Below are 19829 nucleotides of genomic sequence, written 5' to 3'. Positions count from 1 at the left end.
ATCAGTCTCCTTCGAACACAGGACGCGACTTCGCTGCAAAGGCACGATACGCGCGCTCGAAATCGCGCGTCGTCATGCAGATCGCCTGCGCCTGCGCTTCGGATTCGATCGCCTCGTCGATGCTCATGCTCCATTCCTGATGCAGCATTTTCTTCGTCACGCCATGCGCAAAGGTTGGGCCGGCGGCGAGATCGGCGGCGAGTTTCGCTGCTTCGTCGAGTAGCGTTTCGGGCGTGCACAGCCGGTTGTAGAAGCCCCACGCGTAGCCTTCGTCGCCGCTGGCGGAGCGGCCCGTGTACAGCAGTTCTGCGGCGCGTCCCTGTCCGATGATGCGCGGCAAGATCGAGCACGCGCCCATGTCGCAGCCTGCGAGACCTACGCGTGTGAACAGGAAAGCGAGCTTGCTTCGCGCAGTGCCGAGGCGCATGTCGGAGGCCATCGCGAGAATGGCGCCTGCGCCTGCGCAGACACCATCGACAGCGGCGATGATGGGCTGCGGGCAATGCCGCATCGCTTTCACCAGATCGCCCGTCATGCGCGTGAACAGCAGCAGTTCGGGCATCGACAGATCGATTAGCGGCGCGATGATGTCGTGCACGTCGCCGCCTGAGCAGAAGTTCTCGCCTGCGCCGTGCATCACGACAACGTTGACATCGGTTGCATACGCGAGTTGACGGAACAGATCGCGCAACTCGGCATACGATTCGAACGTCAGCGGATTCTTGCGCTCGGGGCGATTCAGCATGATCGTCGCCACGCCTGCGTTGACGGACCAGCCGAAGTGCCTCGCCTCGTAACCGGCGAGCGTCGTGCGGTTGCCTGCCAGCAGGGCGTCGGTGGCGGAACGGGTCATGGTTGTCTCCTCCATTGCGTGTAACGCGCTTTAGCTTTTGATCGTGTTCAGCAGATGCTGCTTGAGCTTGCCGAGCTTCTGATGTGTGCGCGATTTTTCGTCGAGATCGAGGCCGCCGAACATTTCGACCACCCATTGTTCGTGCGCTACCGCCATCCTGTCGAACAGCGCGCGGCCTTCGGATGTGAGGCGAACGCTGATCGAGCGGCGATCGTTTGGATCGGTGTCGCGCGCGACAAGGCCTTCTTTTTCCAGTTGATCGGTAATGCCTGTGATGTTGCCGCCCGTCACCATCAGACGACGTGATAGCTCCGTCATCTTCAGGCCTTCGGGATGGCGCTCGAGTTGTGCCATCAGATCGAAGCGCGGCAGCGTCGTGTCGAACTCGTTGCGCAGACGCTTGCGCAGTTCCGCCTGCACGAGGTTGGTCGTGGTCAGCATGCGCAGCCACAGGCGCAAGCCCATGTGACTGTCCGCGCCCGTGCTCATTTCCATGTCCACGACGTTCTCCGCGGGTTTCGCAACGCCTTTGCGCGTCGGTTTTGTATCGGCGGCTTCAGTGGTTTTTTTCCTGGCTGTGTTGCTCATGTGACTTCTCCGCCTGAAACGGAAATCGATTGACCTGTGATGGATTCGGAGCCGGGCATGCACAGCCACAGCACCGCATTCGCGACCTCGGCGGGCGCGATGAAGCGGCGCTGCGGGTTGCTGCGCACGAGAATGTCGCGCGCTTCCTGCTCGCTGCGCGATGTTTTCGCGGTGATCTGATCGAGCGATGCCTGCAGCAGTTCGGTTTCGGTGTAGCCCGGACACACAGCGTTAACGGTGATGCCTTTGGTCGCGACTTCGAGCGCGAGCGAGCGCGTGAGGCCGATCACGCCGTGCTTGGCGGCGCAATATGCGGCGACGTATGCGTAACCGGTTTGCCCCGCCGTGCTGGCGACGTTGATGATGCGGCCATGATTACGTTCGAGCATCGACGGCAACACGGCGAGCGTGCAGAGAAATACGCCTGTGAGATTGACGTCGAGCATGCGTTGCCACAGAGCGATGTCGGTTTGTGCGAAGGGTGACGCTTGCGCCTGGCCTGCGTTGTTGACGAGTACATCGACAGCACCTGCAATCGATACCGCTTCAGAAAACGCCTTGTTTACAGCACTTTCGTCACTGACATCGACACTGATGCAAGCGGCGATCTCGCCATACGCGCCCAGCTTGTCGCGTTGTGCGGCGAGGCGTTGCGCATCGCGTCCCATCAGCGTGACGCGCGCGCCCGCCTGCACGAGCGCTTGCGCAGTGGCCGCGCCGATGCCGCTGCCGCCGCCCGTGACAACGGCGTGCTTCCCAGCAAGGGTGCTGCTCATCAAACGGTTCCTTCTGCGCGTTGCGCGCGCTCTTGCGGCGATAGCCGCGCATTCTCGGAGGCCATCGCGCGCTCGCGTTCGTAGTTGCGTTCGAGTTGCGACTTGGCCGCCGTGTATTGCTTCGGCCAGTTCACATCGAAATAGCCTATTTTTGCGGCCTCGTTCAGCGTCCACGACGGATTCGCCAGATGCGGCCGCGCCACTGCGCACAAGTCGGCACGGCCCGCCGCGATAATGCTGTTCACGTGATCCGCCTCGGAGATCGCGCCGACTGCAATCGTCGCGATGCCTGCTTCATTACGGATGCGGTCCGCGAACGGCGTCTGGAACATGCGGCCGAAAACGGGCTTTTCTTCCTTGCTGACCTGACCCGACGAAACGTCGATCATGTCTGCGCCCGCGGCCTTGAAGGCACGCGCGATCTCGACGGCATCGTCAGGTGTCGTGCCGCCATCGACCCAGTCGTGCGCCGAAATGCGCACCGACATAGGCTTGTCCTGCGGCCACACCTTGCGCATGGCAGCGAACACTTCGAGCGAATAGCGCAGGCGATTTGCCAGCGAACCGCCGTATTCATCGGTGCGATGGTTGGTGAGCGGCGAGAGGAAGCTCGACAGAAAGTAGCCATGCGCGCAGTGCAATTCAAGCCAGTCGAAGCCCGCGTCCGCTGCCATTTGCGTTGCGCGCACGAATTGCGCTTCGATGTCGCGCAATTCCGCATGCGTCGCTTCGCGCGACCATTGGCTCACACCGCGCAGATATTGCTGCGGCGACGCCGATATCAGCGGCCAGTTGCCATCGGGCAAGGGCTGATCGATGCCTTCCCAACTCACGCGCGTCGATGCCTTCGCGCCCGCGTGGCCAAGCTGCATGCCGATCTTCGCATCGGATTGCGTATGCACGAACTGCACGATGCGACGCCACGCCGCGAGGTGCTCCGGTGTGTACATGCCGGGACATCCCGGCGTGATGCGCGCTTCGGGCGAGACGCAGGTCATTTCCGTCATCACCAGCGCTGCGCCGCCCATTGCGCGTGCGCCGAGATGCATCAGGTGATAGTCGCCTGCAACGCCGTCGACGGCGGAATACTGCGCCATCGGCGAGACCACGACGCGGTTCTTCAACGTCACGCCGCGCAATCTGAATGGCGTAAACATCGGTGGAATGGAGTGCTTTTCTGGCGCGCGCTCGACGCCCGCGCGCGTTGCCAGCCAGTCTTCAAATGAAGAGAGATAACTCGCATCGCGTTCGCGCAGGTTCTCGTGCGAGATGCGCTGTGAGCGCGTCAGCAGCGAATACGCGAACTGTTCTGGCTCGAAGCCGGTGTAACGGTCGACATGCTCGAACCATTCCGTCGAATTGCGCGCCGCGTTCTGGATGCGCAGCACGTCGACGCTACGCACTTCCGTGTAATGCGCGAGCGCAGCGGCGAGATCGTGTGGATGCGCGTCGATGCTGTTCGCGAGTTCGATGGCGTCTTCGAGTGCGAGCTTGGTGCCCGAGCCGATCGAGAAGTGAGCAGTGTGTGCTGCATCGCCCATCAGCACGACGGGTACGCGTTTGCCGTCCGCCTGGGTTTTCCAGTGCACCCATTCGCGATTGACGACGCGCGGAAAGCGGATCCATTGCGACGAACCGCGCAGATGGCTGGCGTTCGACATCAACGGATGGCCGTCGAGGTACTTCGCGAACAGCCGCTCGCAGAACGCGATGCTGTCTTCCTTGCTCATTTCGTCGAGTCCGGCGGCGCGCCACACGCGCTCCGGTGTTTCGACGATGAAGGTCGAGGTTTGATCGTCGAAGCGGTAGGCGTGCGCCTGAAACCAGCCCCATTCGGTCTGTTCGAACGCGAAGGTGAAGGCATCGAACAGCTTGTTGGTGCCGAGCCACACGAAGCGGCAGTCGCGCATGGCGATGTCAGGCTGGTACGTGGTGGCGTATTTCTGACGGATTGCGCTGTTCAGGCCGTCGCTGGCGATGATGAGGTCGGCGTCGTAGTCGTCGTCGTTCGACACTTGCGTTTCGAAGACCAGTATGACGCCGAGTTCTTCGCAGCGTGCCTGCAGGATGTTCAACAACCGCTTGCGGCCGATGCCGCAAAAGCCGTGGCCTGACGAACGCACTTTCTCGCCGCGAAAATTGATTTCGATGTCGTCCCAGTGATTGAACGCGTCGAGGATGCTGTCGGCGCTTTTGGGGTCGGCGGTGCGCAGGTTGCCTAGCGTCTGGTCGGAGAACACGACGCCCCAGCCGAAGGTGTCGTACGGGCGGTTGCGCTCGACTATGACCACTTCGTGCGCCGGATGCCGGAGCTTCATCAACAAGCCGAAGTACAGCCCGGCCGGGCCGCCGCCAATGCAGACGATGCGCATACTGGTTCCCCAAGGGGTGGGTTCGGTTTTACTTTAGAAGTTGATAGTTTAGATGTCAAGTAAATGTCGAAAATGAGGGGGCGGTTTCCCCTCGACGTGCAGACCACAATCGCTCACCGCAACAGAATCAGCCGCGGCACGGCATCCTCTCCACAAAAAACAATCGCGTTCTGACCGTGCTTCACGCCCAGCGCTTTCGCTTTATCGAGCGACAGACCGAGCACGAGAAAACTCGGCTCGCCCGGCCAGGCATTCGAAGGATGCTGCCCGATTCCATCGATCGATCTCGCGCCGAGCTGCCCGATGTCTTCCGCAAGGGCTTTTTGCCGGTGTGCGTTGGAGGATGCATCAAGCGGCTCACTAAACGGATTGCAGGCCGTAATGAAAGCGCTCGAAGTCACGCGATGCGCAGCATGCAACGCGGCGAGCGTCGTGTTGTACTGGCCGATTTCCAGCCAGGTCGGCGTCGAGCCGTGGACCTGATAGTGCGTCTCCAGATAAGCCTGGATCGTTTCGCGAGGAATCGCTGAGTCTGAAAACAAAAAACCTCCCCGTATCGTCGCAAGAAAGACTTTCAGGGCGCATGGCGCCAACCGGCCGTGAGCGCCGCGAGAAGCCGCGGTGGTCCGCGCATCCGTGCCAGCATGATGCCATGCGTCGTGTAGCTTCATTCGAGACACGCCTTGTCCCAACGGCTAGCTATCATCGTTGCACACGGCGTATCGCTTAGAATCGACCTCCGGCTTCGGCGCGCCTCGCATGCAGGCAGCGACGGCCCATGCATCAATCGGGGAGTACACATGCGGTTCATCCACGCGGCGGATATCCATCTCGACAGCCCGCTACACGGCCTGAGCGCCTATGCGGACGCGCCCGCAGCCATGCTGCGCAATGCCACGCGCGACGCGTTCTCGTCGCTGGTAACGACGGCCATCGACGAAACCGTCGATTTCATGGTGATCGCCGGCGATCTTTACGACGGCACCTGGCGCGATCACAACACGGGCATCTTCTTTTGCCGGGAGATGGGCCGGTTGCGGCGCGCGGGCATTCCTGTGTTCGTCCTATTCGGCAATCACGACGCCGAAAGCGAAATGACGAAGCAGCTGCAACTGCCCGACAACGTCAAAACCTTTGCGACACGCAAAGCCGAAACGTTTCGCATCGACGGGTTGAAAGTCGCGCTGCATGGCCACAGCTTCAAGGAGCGTGAGACCACGGCGAACCTCGTTACGGGCTATCCGCCGCCCGTGGCCGGCTACTTCAATATCGGCGTGCTGCACACGGCCCTCGAAGGCAACGCCGCGCACGCAAGCTATGCGCCCTGTTCGCTGGCGGAGCTGCATGGCAAGGGCTATCAGTACTGGGCGCTCGGTCACGTGCATGAATTCGCGATGTGGCAGGAGCAATCGACGGTCGTGTTTCCGGGCAATCTGCAAGGTCGCAATATCCGCGAGACGGGGCGTCGCGGCGCTGTGATGGTCACCGTGAGCGATACGGGCGAAATCGACGTCGAGCGTCTTTACGTCGATGTGTTGCGTTGGGAATCGTTGACAGTCGATGCGTCGGCGTGCACGACGCTCAACGAGGTCGCGCGCGCGGTAGGCATGCAATTGGAAACGCTGGCGGGTGCCGCCTCCACGACAGTGCCGCATGCGGTGCGGGTGACGGTCGCGGGCACGACGGCGGCACATGGCGAACTGTTCGGACTCGAACCGCAGTTACGTGCCGAAGTGCTCGCGCAGATTGCGGGTCTGAGCCACGACCGGCTGTGGCTCGAGAAGGTTCGCATCGAGACGCAACCGCCGGGCAACAGCGACGCCGTTAGCGAGCGCGCCGATGCCATCGCCGATCTGCACAACCTGCTGGTCGAAGCGGAATCCGATCCCGAGTTTCTCGCGATGCTGAAGGAACGGCTGATCGGCCTGGCGACACATTCGCCTCACGAACTGCAAGAGATGGTGCCCGCGCTCTCCAGCGTGCGAAACGGCGATCTGACGGGCCTGGTGCGCGAAGTGCGCGCCGGGCTGGTCGAACAGGTAGCGAAGGCGAACTGACACATGCGCATTGGCAAGCTCGAACTGATCCGTTACGGCAAGTTCTCCGGCGAAGCGGTGGAATTCCCCCGCGCGCCGCACGATTTTCATTTTATTGTCGGCCCCAACGAAGCCGGCAAGTCCACCATCAAGACCGCGATCACCGAACTGCTGTTCGGCATGCCGCACAGTTCGCCGCTGGATTTCATCCATCCCCAGAGCGAACTGCGGCTGGGCGCGCAAATTGAGCACGACGAGCAGGCGCTCGCGTTTCATCGCTCGAAGGCGAGAAAAGCGTCGCTGTCCGCGCCGACGGGCGAGCCGCTCGCGGGCGAAGCGCTGGCACCGTTCCTCGGCGCGGCGGACCGCGCGTTCTTCGAGCAGATGTTCTGTCTCGATCACACGTCGTTGATCAAGGGCGGGCAAAGCATTCTCGATGCATCGAGCGACGGGGGCCAGGTGCTGTTCCAGTCGGCGGCGGGGATTTCGAGTCTCGGCCCCGTGCGGGAGCGTCTCGCGGAAGAGGCAGACCGCGTGTGGAGCAAGCGCAAGTCAGGCGAACGCGCTTACTACGTCGGACAGAAGCAGCTCGAAGACGCGAGCGCCGAACTGAAGACTGCTGTCGTGCGGACCTCGTCATGGCGCGCTGCGCAAGAGGCCGTCGACAACGCGCTGGAAGCGAAAGCCGCCGTGGAGCGCGAGCACGGCGAACTGGAACTGAAGCGCAGCCGTCTCGAACGGATTCGCCGCGTCACGCATCATCTTGCCGCGTGGCGCGACAAGACGGCCGAACTGCATGCACTGGGCGAGGTGATCGATCTGCCGCACGATGCCGACGCCACGCTGCAGGCGGCATTGCGAAAACTCGCCACCGCCGACGGCGCACTCGACGTGCACAGGCGGCGTGCCGCCGAGTTGCAGGGCGCACTCGACAACATCGACGTCGATCAGACGGCGCTCGCGTTCGCGAGCGAAGTGGAGGCGCTGGACGGCATGCGCCACCGTTGCGGCGACCACGAAGCCGAAGTCGCGCGCCTCGAACAACAGGTTGCGCTGCTGCTGGGCCAGCTCGGCGATGCCTGCGCGCAGCTCGAATGGCCGCAGGACGAACCGGCGGCACGCGAGCGGGCGCCTTCCGCGCTGGCGTTGCAGACGGTCGAAAGCCTGATGCGCGAGCGCGGCAAGCTCGAACAGTCTGTCGTCAACGCGCGGCAGGCTATCCAGAAGAAGCTCGCCGCGCTTCGCGATCTGAGCCGCGAGCTCGAAAACCTGCCAGCCGGGGACGTGCCAGAAGACGTGCAGGCGGCGCTGCGCGCCGCGCAGCGCTACGCGGAGAACGATTCCACGCAGCGCCGGCTTCGGGAAGCGATGGCGGAGGCACAGCGCAGTCTCGACGCGAGTCTTGCGGCGCTCGGCAAGTGGACGCGTCCGCTGGCTGCGCTGAAATCGATGACCTTGCCTTCGCCGGACCGCATCGCCTCGCTGCGCAACACGCGCGAGGATCTCGTATCCCGTCTGATCCGCGCGCGCGACCGCTTTGAGGAAGCGCGCGAAGCCGAGCGCGCGGCCGTCGCCGAACACGATGCATTCGAGCGGGCGAATCAGATCGTGACGCGCGATGCCGTGCTGCAGGCGCGCGACGTCCGCGACGCAGCGTGGTTGGCGATCCGGGACGGCGCGGTTCAGCTGGTTACCGGCGCGCCCGCATTCGAAGCGGCCATTTCTGCTGCCGATGGGCTCTCGGATCGCCAGGTCGGCTCGGTGACGGAAGCCACCGAACTGGCGAACCTGAAGCAACGTGTTGCCGATACGAGAGAAGCGGCGTCGCACCGCGGCCAGCTGGCGACGCAGGCACAGCAGGCGCTGGAGCGCTTCGACGCAGACTGGGCCGATCTTGTCGCGGAGCCGGATCTCACCGGCATGGCGCTCGACGATATCGCCGCGTGGATGACGCGGCGCGAGCAGGCGCTGCTTGCCGCGGCCACGCTCGACAAGAGCACGGATGATTCCGAACGTGAGCGCGCGGATGTCGAAGCGTGCCGCGCGCGGCTCGCTGCCAGTCTCGCGCAGGCCGGCGCGGGCGCGCTGCCTGCCGATCTCGAAGGCATGTGCTCGATTGCCGAACGCCTCCTGAACGAGCGCAAGCAGGCCCAGGCTACGCGGCGCCTGCTGGCCGGGCAGATCGAAACGGGTCAGGCCGATCTCGCGACGCTGCAGGCGGAAGCGGACGTTCACGACGAAGCGCATCGCGTCTGGAATGCGCAGTGGGTCGGCGCCATGGCGAAAGCTGGTTTGTCTGCCGTTGCGGATTCGGACGCTGCGACGCAGGCAGCGCTCGGCGTCGCCAGAACGGTGCGTGATCAACTCGATCAGATCGCCTCGGTTCGCAACGCGCAGATCCAGCCGATGCGCGCAGCCATGGCGAGTTTTGCGGCGGAAGCGAGCCGGCTGGTGCTCCCGTTCGGCGTGTCGATGGCGAGTGACGCAGACGCGAATGCGGGTGCGAAAGCCGTTTCGGTCGAACTGTCGCGCAGGCTCTCATCGGCGCGCGCGATGCAGGCCGAATCCCTGCGGCTGACGAAGGAACTCGCGGACGCGTCGGAACGCGTGCGCCTCGCCCACGCCGAAGTCGACGCGGCCGCCGCGCAACTCAGTCCGCTCTATGCGCTCGCCGCTGTCGACAAGCCCGATCTGTTGCGACCGCTGATCGCGCGTTCGGACCGCAAGCGCGAACTGGCGGCGGCCATCGAACAGGCCCACAACGGTCTCGTGAGCGACGGCGATGGCCTGAGCATCGAAGCACTCGCCGCCGAGGCCGACGCGACCAATCCGCAGACGGTGCAGGCCGAGTTGCTCGAGGTGGGCGTCGCGTTGACGGACTCCGTCAACGCCCGCGCCGACAGGGCGACCGCACTCGCCGAAGCTCGCCAGCAACTGGCGGCGATCGCGGGCGGCGCCGATGCGGCGATTGCCGAAGCGAAGCGCCAGGAAGCGCTTGCCACCATGGCCGAGGCCGCCGAACGCTTCATCAAGGTGGAGACGGCATCCACCTTGCTGCGCTGGGCCGTCGACCGTTACCGCGAACGTCGCCAGGGACCGATGCTGGCGCGCGCCAGCACGATCTTTTCGGAGTTGACGCTGGGTGCGTTCGAGCGTCTGTCGGTGGACTACGACCGGCAGCCGCTGGCGCTCGCTGCAGTACGCGTAGGCGGCGAGCGCGTCGAGATCACCGGCATGAGCGAAGGGACGCGCGATCAGCTCTATCTGGCCTTGCGCCTTGCCGCGCTCGAACTGCATTGCGAGCATGGTTCCGCGTTGCCGTTCGTCGCGGACGATCTCTTCATCAATTTCGACGACAGGCGCGCGAAAGCCGGGCTGCGCGTGCTGGCTGGACTGGCCACGCGCATGCAGGTGATCTTTCTCAGCCATCATGATCACCTGGTCGATATCGTCAATGACGTCTTCGGGGCGTCGGCGAACGTGCGGGTGTTGGGCTGACGCATGCATTGCTGTGACATCGGAACATCTGTTGACCGCGCGCGATACTTTGTTACCGTCGCTATGCATCTCGCGATTCAACATTCGATCGCGCGCGTTGCGGCCCCGAAAGGCGCGCGTAGCGCCACGGTTTTCGCGCATTCATGGAGCTTTTCTTGACCTCGAATTCGATTTCTCCCGGCCTGATGCTGATTCACGGCAACCGGTCCGAGCGGCTTCGCGATCTGCTTGTCGAATGGATGAAGCGTTACCCGCTCGCGCCGCTGGAAAACGAGACGATTCTCGTGCAGAGCAACGGCATCGCCCAATGGCTGAAGCTCGCGCTTGCCGCCGACCCTGATCCCGCGACGGGTTCGGGTGGTTGTGGCATTGCTGCCGCGCTCGACATCTCGCTGCCTTCGAGTTTCATCTGGCAGGCGTATCGGGCGGTGCTGGGCGCGCAGGCGGTGGCCGAGATCTCGCCGTTCGACAAGTCGCGGCTGGTGTGGCGTTTGATGCGCGTGCTGCCTGCGCTGATCGATCAGCCGGCGTTCGCGCCGCTGCGCCGCTTTATCAGTCACGACGACGATCGTCGCAAGCGTTTTCAGCTTGCGGAACGCATCGCCGATCTGTTCGACCAGTATCAGATGTATCGCTCCGACTGGCTCGCCAGTTGGGCGAGTGGCGACGATAGCGTGCTCGATGCGCGCGGCGAGTCCCATGCGCTGCCCGATGAACAGCGCTGGCAGGCCGCGCTGTGGCGTGAGTTGATTGCGGACGTCGCGCTTGCGACGCAAGGCGGCGCGGCGCCGCAAGTGATGTCGGATGGCGGCCGGGCCGCCGTCCACGAAGCGTTTCTCGCGCGCGTCAATGCGTGGGGTAGCGAAGAAGACAGCGAAGCGGGCCACGACGCACGTCCCCGAGGCTTGCCGCGCCGCGTAATCGTGTTCGGCATTTCGAGCCTGCCGCGTCAGTCGCTGGAAGCGCTGGCGGCCATTTCGCGCTGGACTCAGGTGCTGATGTGCGTGCCGAATCCGTGCGCGCACTATTGGGCCGACATCGTGCCCGACAAGGAATTGCTGCGCGCGCAACACTCGCGTCAGCAACGCCGCGCGGGCGCGCCCGCCGAACTGCAGGCAGACGAACTGCATCTGCATGCGCATCCGTTGCTGGCGTCGTGGGGCAAGCAGGGGCGCGACTTCATCGGCCTGCTGGACGAGTTCGACAATGCCGAGGCGCGCGAGCGCTATCGGCCGCAGTTTGCGGGCATCGGGCAGCGCATCGACCTGTTCGAGGAGCGCGAGGCCGAGACGCTGCTGCAACAGCTTCAGGACGATATCCGCGATCTGCGCCCGTTGCACGAAACGAAAGAAGAATGGCCGCCTGTCGATCCGGAAATGGATACGTCGATCCGCTTTCACGTCGCGCACGGCCCGCAGCGTGAAGTCGAGATACTGCACGACCAGTTGCTGGCCGCGTTCAACGCCGACCCGACCTTGCGGCCGCGCGATGTGATCGTGATGGTGCCGGACATCGACGCGTACGCGCCGCATATTCAGGCCGTGTTCGGGCTGCTCGACCGCGACGATCCGCGCTACATTCCGTTCAGCGTCGCGGATCGCGGGCAACGCAAGGCCGATCCGCTGGTGGGTGCGCTCGAAATGCTGCTCAGCCTGCAGCATTCGCGTCTGACCGTCAGCGATCTGCTCGATCTGCTCGACGTGCCCGCGCTGCGCCGACGTTTCGACATCGACGAAAGCGATCTGCCGACGCTGCGCGCATGGATGCGCGGCGCGAATGTGCGTTGGGGCTTGCACGCCGAGCATCGCGCGAGCCTCGGCTTGCCGCTCGACGACAACGCCGCGGCGCCGCACACGTGGATGTTCGGCCTGCGCCGGATGCTGCTGGGCTATGCGGTCGGCAGCGACACGCAAGCGTGGGCCGGTATCGAGCCGTTCGGCGAAGTGGGCGGCCTCGATGCCGCGCTGCTCGGACCGATTGTCCGGCTGATCGACGAACTCGATCACGCGTGGCGCACGATGAGCGAGCCGGCGACGCCCGCCGAATGGTGCGAGCGCCTGCGCCAGCTGAAGCAGGCGTTCTTCAGCGCCGACGACGGCAACGATGCCTACACGCTCGCGCGCCTCGACAACATCCTGCACACGTGGCTCGACGCCTGCGATGAAGCGGGGCTGGACGATCTCCTGCCGCTTTCCGTAGTCGCCGATTACTGGCTGAGCCAGCTCGATGAAACCGGCCTCGCGCAGCGTTTCTTCGCGGGCGCGGTGACCTTTGCCACGCTGATGCCGATGCGCGCGATTCCGTTCCGCCGCGTCTGCCTGCTCGGCATGAACGACGGCGACTATCCGCGCACGCGCGTGCCGATGGATTTCGACCTGATGCGCGGCTATTACCGGCCCGGCGATCGCTCGCGCCGCGAAGACGACCGCTATCTGCTGCTCGAAGCGCTGTTGTCGGCGCGCGATCATCTGCATGTGTCGTGGGTTGGACGCAGCATCAACGACAACAGCGAGCGGCCGCCATCTGTGCTGATCGGTCAGTTGCGCGACCATCTCGCCGCAGGCTGGCAACTCGAAGACGATGAACAGGACGGGCAGCATGCGCTGGTCGATGCGCTGACGGTGGAGCATCGCCTGCAGCCGTTCAGTGCCGGCTATTTCCCCGTCGATGCCGCTGCCGGCGCGTCGCCGCTTTTCACTTACGCCGCCGAGTGGCGCGCCGCGCCGCCTGAGAAGGCAGCGTCCGGAGCGCAACAGGACGCGCCGCTCGCCGCTATTGTTCGCGAAGAACCGCTGTCGTTGCGCGAACTCACCGACTTCCTGCGCAATCCCGTCAAGGCGTTTCTGGCGCAGCGCCTGCGCGTCGCGCTGGATGTCGAGGAAGCGGCCAGCGACGATCAGGAGCCGTTCGAACTCGACGGTCTCGATACATGGAAGCTGCAGAGCGAACTGATCGGCGCGCAGGCCGCCGAAGTGCATGACGACGGCGATGCATCGGCCATCGCTGCTGCGCGCGATGCGTGCCTCGCTGTCATCCGGCGACGCGGCGACGTGGCTGCGGGCGGCTTCGGCGATCTCGCCAGCGACAAGCTGATCGAGCCGATGGACAAGCTCTTTCAGGAATATCGCCAGCAGCTTGCGCGCTGGCCGGTCGCGAACGCGCGTGAGCGTGAGATCGGCTTCGAGGTCGAAGGCGAGCACGGCAAACTGGCCCTCGCCGACTGGCTCGGCCATTGGCGCACGGACCACGAAGGCAAGCTTGCGCGCGTGCTGCTCGAAACCAGCGAACTGGTCGATGGGAAAACGCGGCGTTATCGCTACGCGAAGCTCGTCGCGCCGTGGGTGCAGCATCTGGCGGCTAACCTCGATGGCCAGCAGGCATCGACGGTGATCGTCAGCAAGAAGGGCGTGGTCGAATTTCCGCCGCTGAAAGACGGCGACGCGGCCGCGTATCTCGGCGCGTTGTTGCGCGCATGGGAAGAAGGCATGCGCAGCCCGCTACCGCTCGCAGTGGAGACCGGCTTCGACTGGATCTTTGCGGGCGGCACGCCGCGCCGGGAAGCGGATCAGCCGCAGGATCTCAGCGACGCGCGCAAGGCCGCGCGCCGCAAATACGAAGGCGACGGCGGCGGCTTCCTGATCGGCGAAGTGGAAAAGAGCGCGAGCTTGCGCCGCGCGTATCCGGATTTCAACAGCCTGTCCGCGAGCGGCGAATTTGCCATGCTGGCCGACAGATTGCTCAAGCCGCTGATCGACGCGCTGAAGAACAACGCAGGAGCTGATGAATGACCGCAGGCAATCTTCCGGCGACGGCGGCAGGCGCGCCGCAGCCGCTCGATCCGCTGCGCCTGTCGTTGACGGGCCGCAGCCTGATCGAAGCGAGCGCGGGCACAGGCAAGACCTTCACGATCGCCATGCTCTATGTGCGGCTGGTGCTCGGACACGATCCGTCGAACGACCATGCGCGCCCGCTGACGCCGCCCGAGATTCTCGTGGTGACATTCACCGACGCCGCGACCAAAGAGCTGCGCGACCGTATCCGTTCGCGGCTGACGCAGGCGGCTGCGTACTTTCTCGCCGATCCCGACGAGGCCGCGGAGCTTTCGCCCAGCAAGACCGACCTGCTGCATGCATTGCGCGACGATTACCCGCCGGAAGAGTGGGCGGCCTGCGCGCGCCATTTGCAGCTTGCTGCCGAGTGGATGGATGAGGCGGCCGTGTCGACCATTCACGCGTGGTGCAACCGGATGCTGCGCGAGCACGCATTCGATAGCGACAGCCTGTTCACGCAGACACTCGAAACCGACCAGAGCGAACTGCTCGCCGAAGTCGTGCGCGATTACTGGCGCACGTTCATGGCGCCGCTTGCTGCGGCCGATGCTGCCACCGTCAGCGAGTGGATGTCGGGTCCGCCGGATTTGCAGAAGCAGTTGCGAAATCTGCTCGACATCGCAGCGTTGCTCGCCGACGCGCAGGCGCCTGCCGACGCGCTTCAGGCGGCTCGAGACGATTCCGCGCGCAAGCTCGCGACGCTGAAGGCGCAGTGGCGCGATTGGCCTGCAGAGATGGAATCCGCACTCGATGCGGCCCGCGCGGCCAAGCAGTTCACGGGCAGAGAGCTGGGCGCAGCCAACTGCAAAAAGTGGTTCGCCGCGTTGGCCGAATGGGTGAGCACCCCGGAACTGAAACTGCCCGCGCTGAACGACGCCGGCTGGACGCGCCTCACACCCGATGGTCTCGCGCAATATTGCCAGCATGGCACGCCGCCTTCGCATCCGGGCTTCGTTGCGCTCGCAAGTTTGCGTGCCGAGCTCGATGCGTTGCCCGAGGCACGCGACGACCTGCTGTCGCATGCGGCGCGCTGGGTGGCGGAACGGTTCGCAGCGGAACAGGCGCGGCGCGCGCAGATGGGCTTCGACGATCTGCTGACGCGTCTCGACGAGGCGCTGCATGGAGCGAACGGCGAGCGTCTTGCCGAAGTGATCCGCAAGCAGTTTCCCGTTGCGCTGATCGACGAGTTCCAGGATACCGATCCCGTTCAGTACCGCATTTTCAACGCCGTCTATCGGGAGCCGGGCGATCCGGCGCAGACGGAAGCGGAGAGCGGAACGGACAACGCGCTGATCCTGATCGGCGATCCGAAGCAGGCGATCTACGCGTTCCGGGGCGCGGACATCTTCACGTATCTGGCGGCCCGCCGTTCATGCGGCACGCGGCTCTACACGCTCGCGACCAACTTCCGCTCCACGCGCGCAATGGTCGATGCGACCAATCATTGCTTCAACATCGCGGAGCAGCGCAAGGAAGGCTCCGGCGCGTTCCTGTTTCGCGAGAAGAGCGGCAATCCCGTGCCCTTCATCGAGGTGGACGCGAAAGGCCGCGACGATGCGTTCGTGGTCGATGGCGAAGCACCGCGCGCGCTGACGGCCTGGTGGCTGCCGCCTTCCGACGATGGCAAGCCGCTCAGCAAATCCGCCTATATCGAGCGCATGGCGCAGAGTTGCGCGACGGAGATGGTGCGTCTGCTCGATCTCGGCCAGCATGGTCGCGCAGGATTTGGCGAAGCCGGCGGCGCGCTGAAGCCATTGCGTCCCGGCGACATCGCCGTGCTCGTCAATAACCGGATGGAGGCGGAAGCGATCCGCACGGCGCTGGCAAGCCGCAACGTGCGCACGGTCTATCTGTCGGACAAAGACTCCGTGTTCGAGAGTCCGCAGGCGGCTGAACTCCAGCACTGGCTGACAGCCTGCGCGAATCCCGACGATGGCCGACTGGTGCGCACCGCGCTCGCCACCACGACGCTCGGTCTCGGCTGGGCGCAACTCGATGCGTACTACGGCGACGAGATGGCCTGGGAAGCGTGCGTGCTGCAATTCCGTGGCTATCGCGAGTGCTGGCGGCGTCAGGGCGTGTTGCCGATGCTGCGGCGTCTGCTGAACGATTTCAACGTGCCCGCGCGTCTGCTCGGTCTGCATGCCGGCAGCGCGCCGGGCGTGCAGGGCGGCGAGCGCATCTTGACCGATCTGCTGCATCTGGCGGAACTGCTCCAGCAGGCGAGCACGATGATTGAAGGCGAGCATGGCCTGATCCGCTATCTGGTCGAACAGCGCGACGCAGCGGCGGAAGGCGGCGGTGGCGACGTGCGGCAGATCCGGCTGGAAAGCGACGGCGATCTCGTGAAAGTGGTGACGATCCACAAATCGAAAGGCCTCGAATATCCGCTCGTGTTCCTGCCGTTCATTTGCGCGTACCGTCCCGCCGATGCGAAAGATGTGCCGCTCAAGTGGCACGACGCCGACGGCACGCTTCAGGTCGCGCTCGCCGATACGGGCGGCGTGCTGGAGAAGGTCGATCGCGAACGGCTCGGCGAAGACCTGCGCAAGCTCTATGTGGCGCTCACGCGCGCCCGCTACGCAACGTGGATCGGCATCGCGGAACTCAGGGAGTTTGAGCGCAGTGCGATCGGTTATCTGCTTAGCGGCACGCGCACGCTGGCGCCGGGTGGACTCGAACAGTGTCTCGACGACGCGCTCGGCGAGGCGCCGGGCATTGCGGTCACGCCTGCGCCGGAAGCGGGTGTCGACCGCTTCGTGCATCGCGACAACGTGCTGCAGGAAGGCGCGGCGCGCGTGTCGGCGCGGGTGCTGCGCGAACCGTGGTCGGTGGCGAGCTATTCGAGCCTCAAGAAGAGTCACGACGTGTACATCGCGGCAGACACGCCGGACGAAGAAGATTTCATCGAGGCGCGCGACGCCGAGGCCGAAGTCGAGCAGACCGACGTGCCGCCCGCAGAGCCTTCGCCGCAACGCGACGCGGCGTCGCGGAACACGTCCGTGATGCACGATTTTCCACGCGGTTCCGACGAAGGCAGCTTCCTGCACGATCTGCTCGAATGGGCCGCGCAACATGGCTTCGCGCAGGTTGCGGAAGACCCGTTGCCGCTGCGGGAAGTGATCGCGCGCCGCTGCAGCGTGCGCGGCTGGGAGCGCTGGATCGAGCCGTTAACGCAATGGCTCCAGCAGATCGTCACGACGCCGTTCGTGCTGAAGGCGGGTCATGGGATGGCAGCGACGTCGATCAGGATGTCGGACCTGCAGACGTCGATCAGCGAAATGGAGTTCTGGCTCGCGGCGCATCGCGTCGATACGGCGGCGCTCGACTGGCTGGTCTGCGAGCATACGATCGGCCAGGTGGAACGTGCCGCGATCGAACCCGCGCAACTGAACGGCATGCTCAAGGGTTTCATGGATCTCGTGTTCGAGCACGAAGGCCGCTACTACGTCGCCGACTACAAGTCGAACTGGCTCGGCGCCGACGACGCAGCCTATACGCCAGAGCGGATTCGAGCGCAGATCCTGCGTTCGCGTTACGACCTGCAATACGTGCTGTATCTGCTTGCCTTGCACCGGCAACTGAAGGCGCGCTTGCCTGACTATGACTACGACACGCATGTCGGCGGCGCGGTGTATCTGTTCCTGCGCGGCCTGAATGCATCGACGCAAGGCATTTTTGCCGAGCGACCTCCGCGCGAACTGATCGAGCAACTCGATGCGTTGTTTATGGGCGACGCCCAGTTCGCCGACATGGAGGTTGCATGAGCACGGTAATGTCCGACACCTTCGTTTCTCTTGTGCAGGGCGCGGGCGGCCGCGAGCAGATCGGGCGTCTGCTGGCGGACTGGGTCGAGCGAGGCTGGTTGCGTGAAGTGGATGCCGCGTTTGCCCGTTTTCTCGCTCGCGAAGTGCCCGACGCGCACGCGTTGCTGATTCTTGCTGCAGCGCTCGCAAGCCATCAGCTTGGGCGCGGCCATGCGTGTCTCGATCTTGACGCGACGTTGCGCGATCCTGCTTTCGCGCTGTCGCTGCCGCCCGATGGACTCATCGCGAGCGCAGACGAAGATAGCGGCGAGAGCGTCGCGCTGCCGTCGAAAGTGCTGGCCGATGTCACGCTGGAGCGCTGGCTCGCGGCGCTCGCCAACAGCGCGCTGGTCAGCGATGCAGAGGGAAGCACGCCGCTGGTGCTGGTCGGCACGCGGCTGTATCTGCGGCGCTACTGGCAGTACGAGCAGAACGTGTGCCGCGCGATCGGCGAGCGTCTCGATGCATCGGCCGAACTGGAAATCGCACTCGATATGAGCCGCTTGCGGCATGCGCTCGACACACTGTTTCCCGCGCAGGCGACGCGGGACGGCGCGCGCGCCGACTGGCAGAAGCTCGCGTGTGCGCTCGCGGCGCGCAGCGCATTCAGCATCGTCACGGGTGGACCGGGCACCGGCAAGACGACGACGGTCGTGAAGCTGCTTGCGCTGCTGCAATCGCTGGCGCTGTCCGACGGCGAGGGCAGGCCGCTGCGCATCCGGCTGGCGGCACCGACGGGCAAGGCGGCGGCGCGTCTGAATGAATCGATTGCAGGTGCGGTCGAGCGCTTGCCGCTCGAAGGCTTCGCCAATGGCGAGACGATACGCGATGCCATTCCTGTCGCCGTCACGACACTGCACCGGTTGCTCGGCACGCGGCCCGATACGCGGCGCTTCCGGCATCACGCAGGCAATCCGCTGGCGCTCGACGTGCTCGTCATCGACGAAGGCTCGATGGTCGATCTGGAGATGATGAACGCTGTGCTCGACGCGCTGCCTGCGCAGGCTCGCCTGATTCTGCTCGGCGACAAGGATCAGCTCGCGTCGGTGGAAGCGGGTGCCGTGCTGGGCGAACTGTGCCGGCGCGCGAGCGACGGACACTACACGCGCGCGACCCAGGCATGGCTGGAGCAGGCGACGGGCGAAACCGTCGAAGCATCGCTCGTCGATGATGACGGTAGCGCGCTGGATCAGGCTATCGCGATGCTGCGGTTCAGCCATCGTTTTTCGGCGGAAAGCGGCATTGGGCAACTGGCCGAAGCCGTCAATAGCGGCGAGCCTGGCAAGGTCGCCGCGGTGTGGGCGAGCAATCACGCCGATCTCGCGCTGCTCGAAGGCACCGATAAAGGCGATGCGGCGTTCAAGGCGCTGGTTGTCGACGGCGTTGCGAATGGCGGTGGCGGATCGGATGATGCGCCGAATGGGCGGCACGGTTATCGGCATTATCTGCAAACGCTGCATGACGGACAGCCTGCGCACGCAGCGGATCAAGCCGCTTTCGATGCGTGGGCCAACGATGTGCTCGCCGCACACGGCGAGTTCCAGTTGTTGTGCGCGTTAAGACGCGGTGCGTGGGGCGTCGAAGGATTGAACCGGCGGGTTGCGCGTCTGCTTCAGGAAGAGCACCTGATCGCGGCGGCGGGAGAGTGGTATGTCGGACGTCCTGTGCTCGTGACGCGAAACGACTATGAACTGGGGCTGATGAACGGCGATATCGGCATCACGCTCGTGCTGCCTGCTATGGGTGGCGGGTGGAATCTGCGGGTGGCGTTTGCCGCGAGTGATGGATCGCAGCGTATCAAGTGGGTGTTGCCGAGCCGGCTGCAGGCGGTGGAAACCGTGTTTGCATTGACGGTTCACAAGTCGCAGGGATCGGAGTTCACGCATGCAGCGCTGCTGCTGCCTGAGACGATGAGTCCTGTGTTGACGCGTGAGCTGGTTTATACGGGGAGCACGCGCGCGCGGCGGTTTTTGACGATCGCCAGTGCGGGCGGGCGGTCGGTGATCGAGCTGACTCTTATCCTCATCTCCGAGCCCGCGAGACGGCCTCCGAGCTGGGGTGCGGTCGTGG

The 19829-nt window shown here is 64.5% G+C and carries 10 protein-coding genes; 5 read left to right on the top strand and 5 right to left on the bottom strand.

Features of this window, described 5'->3' with window-relative positions:
• Position 1: 1 nt before the first annotated feature.
• The 5 genes from DK391_RS02420 to DK391_RS02400 form a co-directional block, all read right to left on the bottom strand.
• Positions 2-853, bottom strand: a complete 852-nt coding sequence (locus DK391_RS02420; RefSeq protein ID WP_109476396.1) for an enoyl-CoA hydratase family protein — start codon at positions 851-853, stop codon at positions 2-4.
• A gap of 30 nt (positions 854-883) precedes the next feature.
• Complete coding sequence (locus DK391_RS02415) at positions 884-1441, bottom strand: MarR family transcriptional regulator (RefSeq protein WP_109476395.1); 558 nt, start codon at positions 1439-1441, stop codon at positions 884-886.
• Complete coding sequence (locus tag DK391_RS02410) at positions 1438-2217, bottom strand: SDR family NAD(P)-dependent oxidoreductase (RefSeq protein WP_109476394.1); 780 nt, start codon at positions 2215-2217, stop codon at positions 1438-1440. Before DK391_RS02410 ends, DK391_RS02415 begins: the two co-directional genes overlap by 4 nt.
• The gene (locus DK391_RS02405; protein WP_109476393.1) at positions 2217-4589 is read right to left on the bottom strand and encodes a bifunctional salicylyl-CoA 5-hydroxylase/oxidoreductase; all 2373 of its coding nucleotides are present in this window, start codon (positions 4587-4589) and stop codon (positions 2217-2219) included. Before DK391_RS02405 ends, DK391_RS02410 begins: the two co-directional genes overlap by 1 nt.
• Positions 4590-4702: 113 nt before the next feature.
• The gene (locus DK391_RS02400; RefSeq protein WP_109476615.1) at positions 4703-5131 is read right to left on the bottom strand and encodes a DUF3293 domain-containing protein; all 429 of its coding nucleotides are present in this window, start codon (positions 5129-5131) and stop codon (positions 4703-4705) included.
• A gap of 258 nt (positions 5132-5389) precedes the next feature.
• On the opposite strand from DK391_RS02400, the gene DK391_RS02395 reads away from it, so the two are divergent.
• From DK391_RS02395 to recD, 5 genes are all read left to right on the top strand, one after another.
• Positions 5390-6646, top strand: coding sequence for a DNA repair exonuclease (locus tag DK391_RS02395; protein WP_109476392.1), 1257 nt, complete (start codon positions 5390-5392; stop codon positions 6644-6646).
• Positions 6647-6649: 3 nt separating this feature from the next.
• Entirely contained in the window at positions 6650-10123 is a 3474-nt protein-coding gene (locus tag DK391_RS02390; RefSeq protein ID WP_109476391.1) for a YhaN family protein, read from the top strand.
• Positions 10124-10278: 155 nt separating this feature from the next.
• A complete protein-coding gene (gene recC / locus DK391_RS02385; protein ID WP_239482682.1) occupies positions 10279-13911 on the top strand; it encodes an exodeoxyribonuclease V subunit gamma in 3633 nt (1210 codons plus the stop codon).
• A complete protein-coding gene (gene recB, locus DK391_RS02380) occupies positions 13908-17720 on the top strand; it encodes an exodeoxyribonuclease V subunit beta (protein ID WP_109476389.1) in 3813 nt (1270 codons plus the stop codon). The genes recC and recB overlap by 4 nt, the downstream gene beginning before the upstream one ends.
• A partial coding sequence (gene recD / locus DK391_RS02375; protein ID WP_109476388.1) for an exodeoxyribonuclease V subunit alpha occupies positions 17717-19829 on the top strand: 2113 nt, incomplete at its 3' end. The genes recB and recD, both read left to right, overlap by 4 nt.

The organism is Paraburkholderia sp. C35 (assembly GCF_003121405.1).
Lineage (GTDB): Bacteria > Pseudomonadota > Gammaproteobacteria > Burkholderiales > Burkholderiaceae > Paraburkholderia.
The sequence above is the reverse complement of the archived record's forward strand: the minus strand, read 5'-3'. Positions and strand labels throughout refer to the sequence as shown.

Coding starts and splice junctions, on each gene's coding strand:
- DK391_RS02395 (WP_109476392.1), top strand. CDS start 5,390: ATGCGGTTCATCCACGCGGCGGATATCCATCTCGACAGCCCGCTACAC.
- DK391_RS02410 (WP_109476394.1), bottom strand. CDS start 2,217: ATGAGCAGCACCCTTGCTGGGAAGCACGCCGTTGTCACGGGCGGCGGC.
- recB (WP_109476389.1), top strand. CDS start 13,908: ATGACCGCAGGCAATCTTCCGGCGACGGCGGCAGGCGCGCCGCAGCCG.
- DK391_RS02405 (WP_109476393.1), bottom strand. CDS start 4,589: ATGCGCATCGTCTGCATTGGCGGCGGCCCGGCCGGGCTGTACTTCGGC.
- DK391_RS02415 (WP_109476395.1), bottom strand. CDS start 1,441: ATGAGCAACACAGCCAGGAAAAAAACCACTGAAGCCGCCGATACAAAA.
- DK391_RS02420 (WP_109476396.1), bottom strand. CDS start 853: ATGACCCGTTCCGCCACCGACGCCCTGCTGGCAGGCAACCGCACGACG.
- DK391_RS02390 (WP_109476391.1), top strand. CDS start 6,650: ATGCGCATTGGCAAGCTCGAACTGATCCGTTACGGCAAGTTCTCCGGC.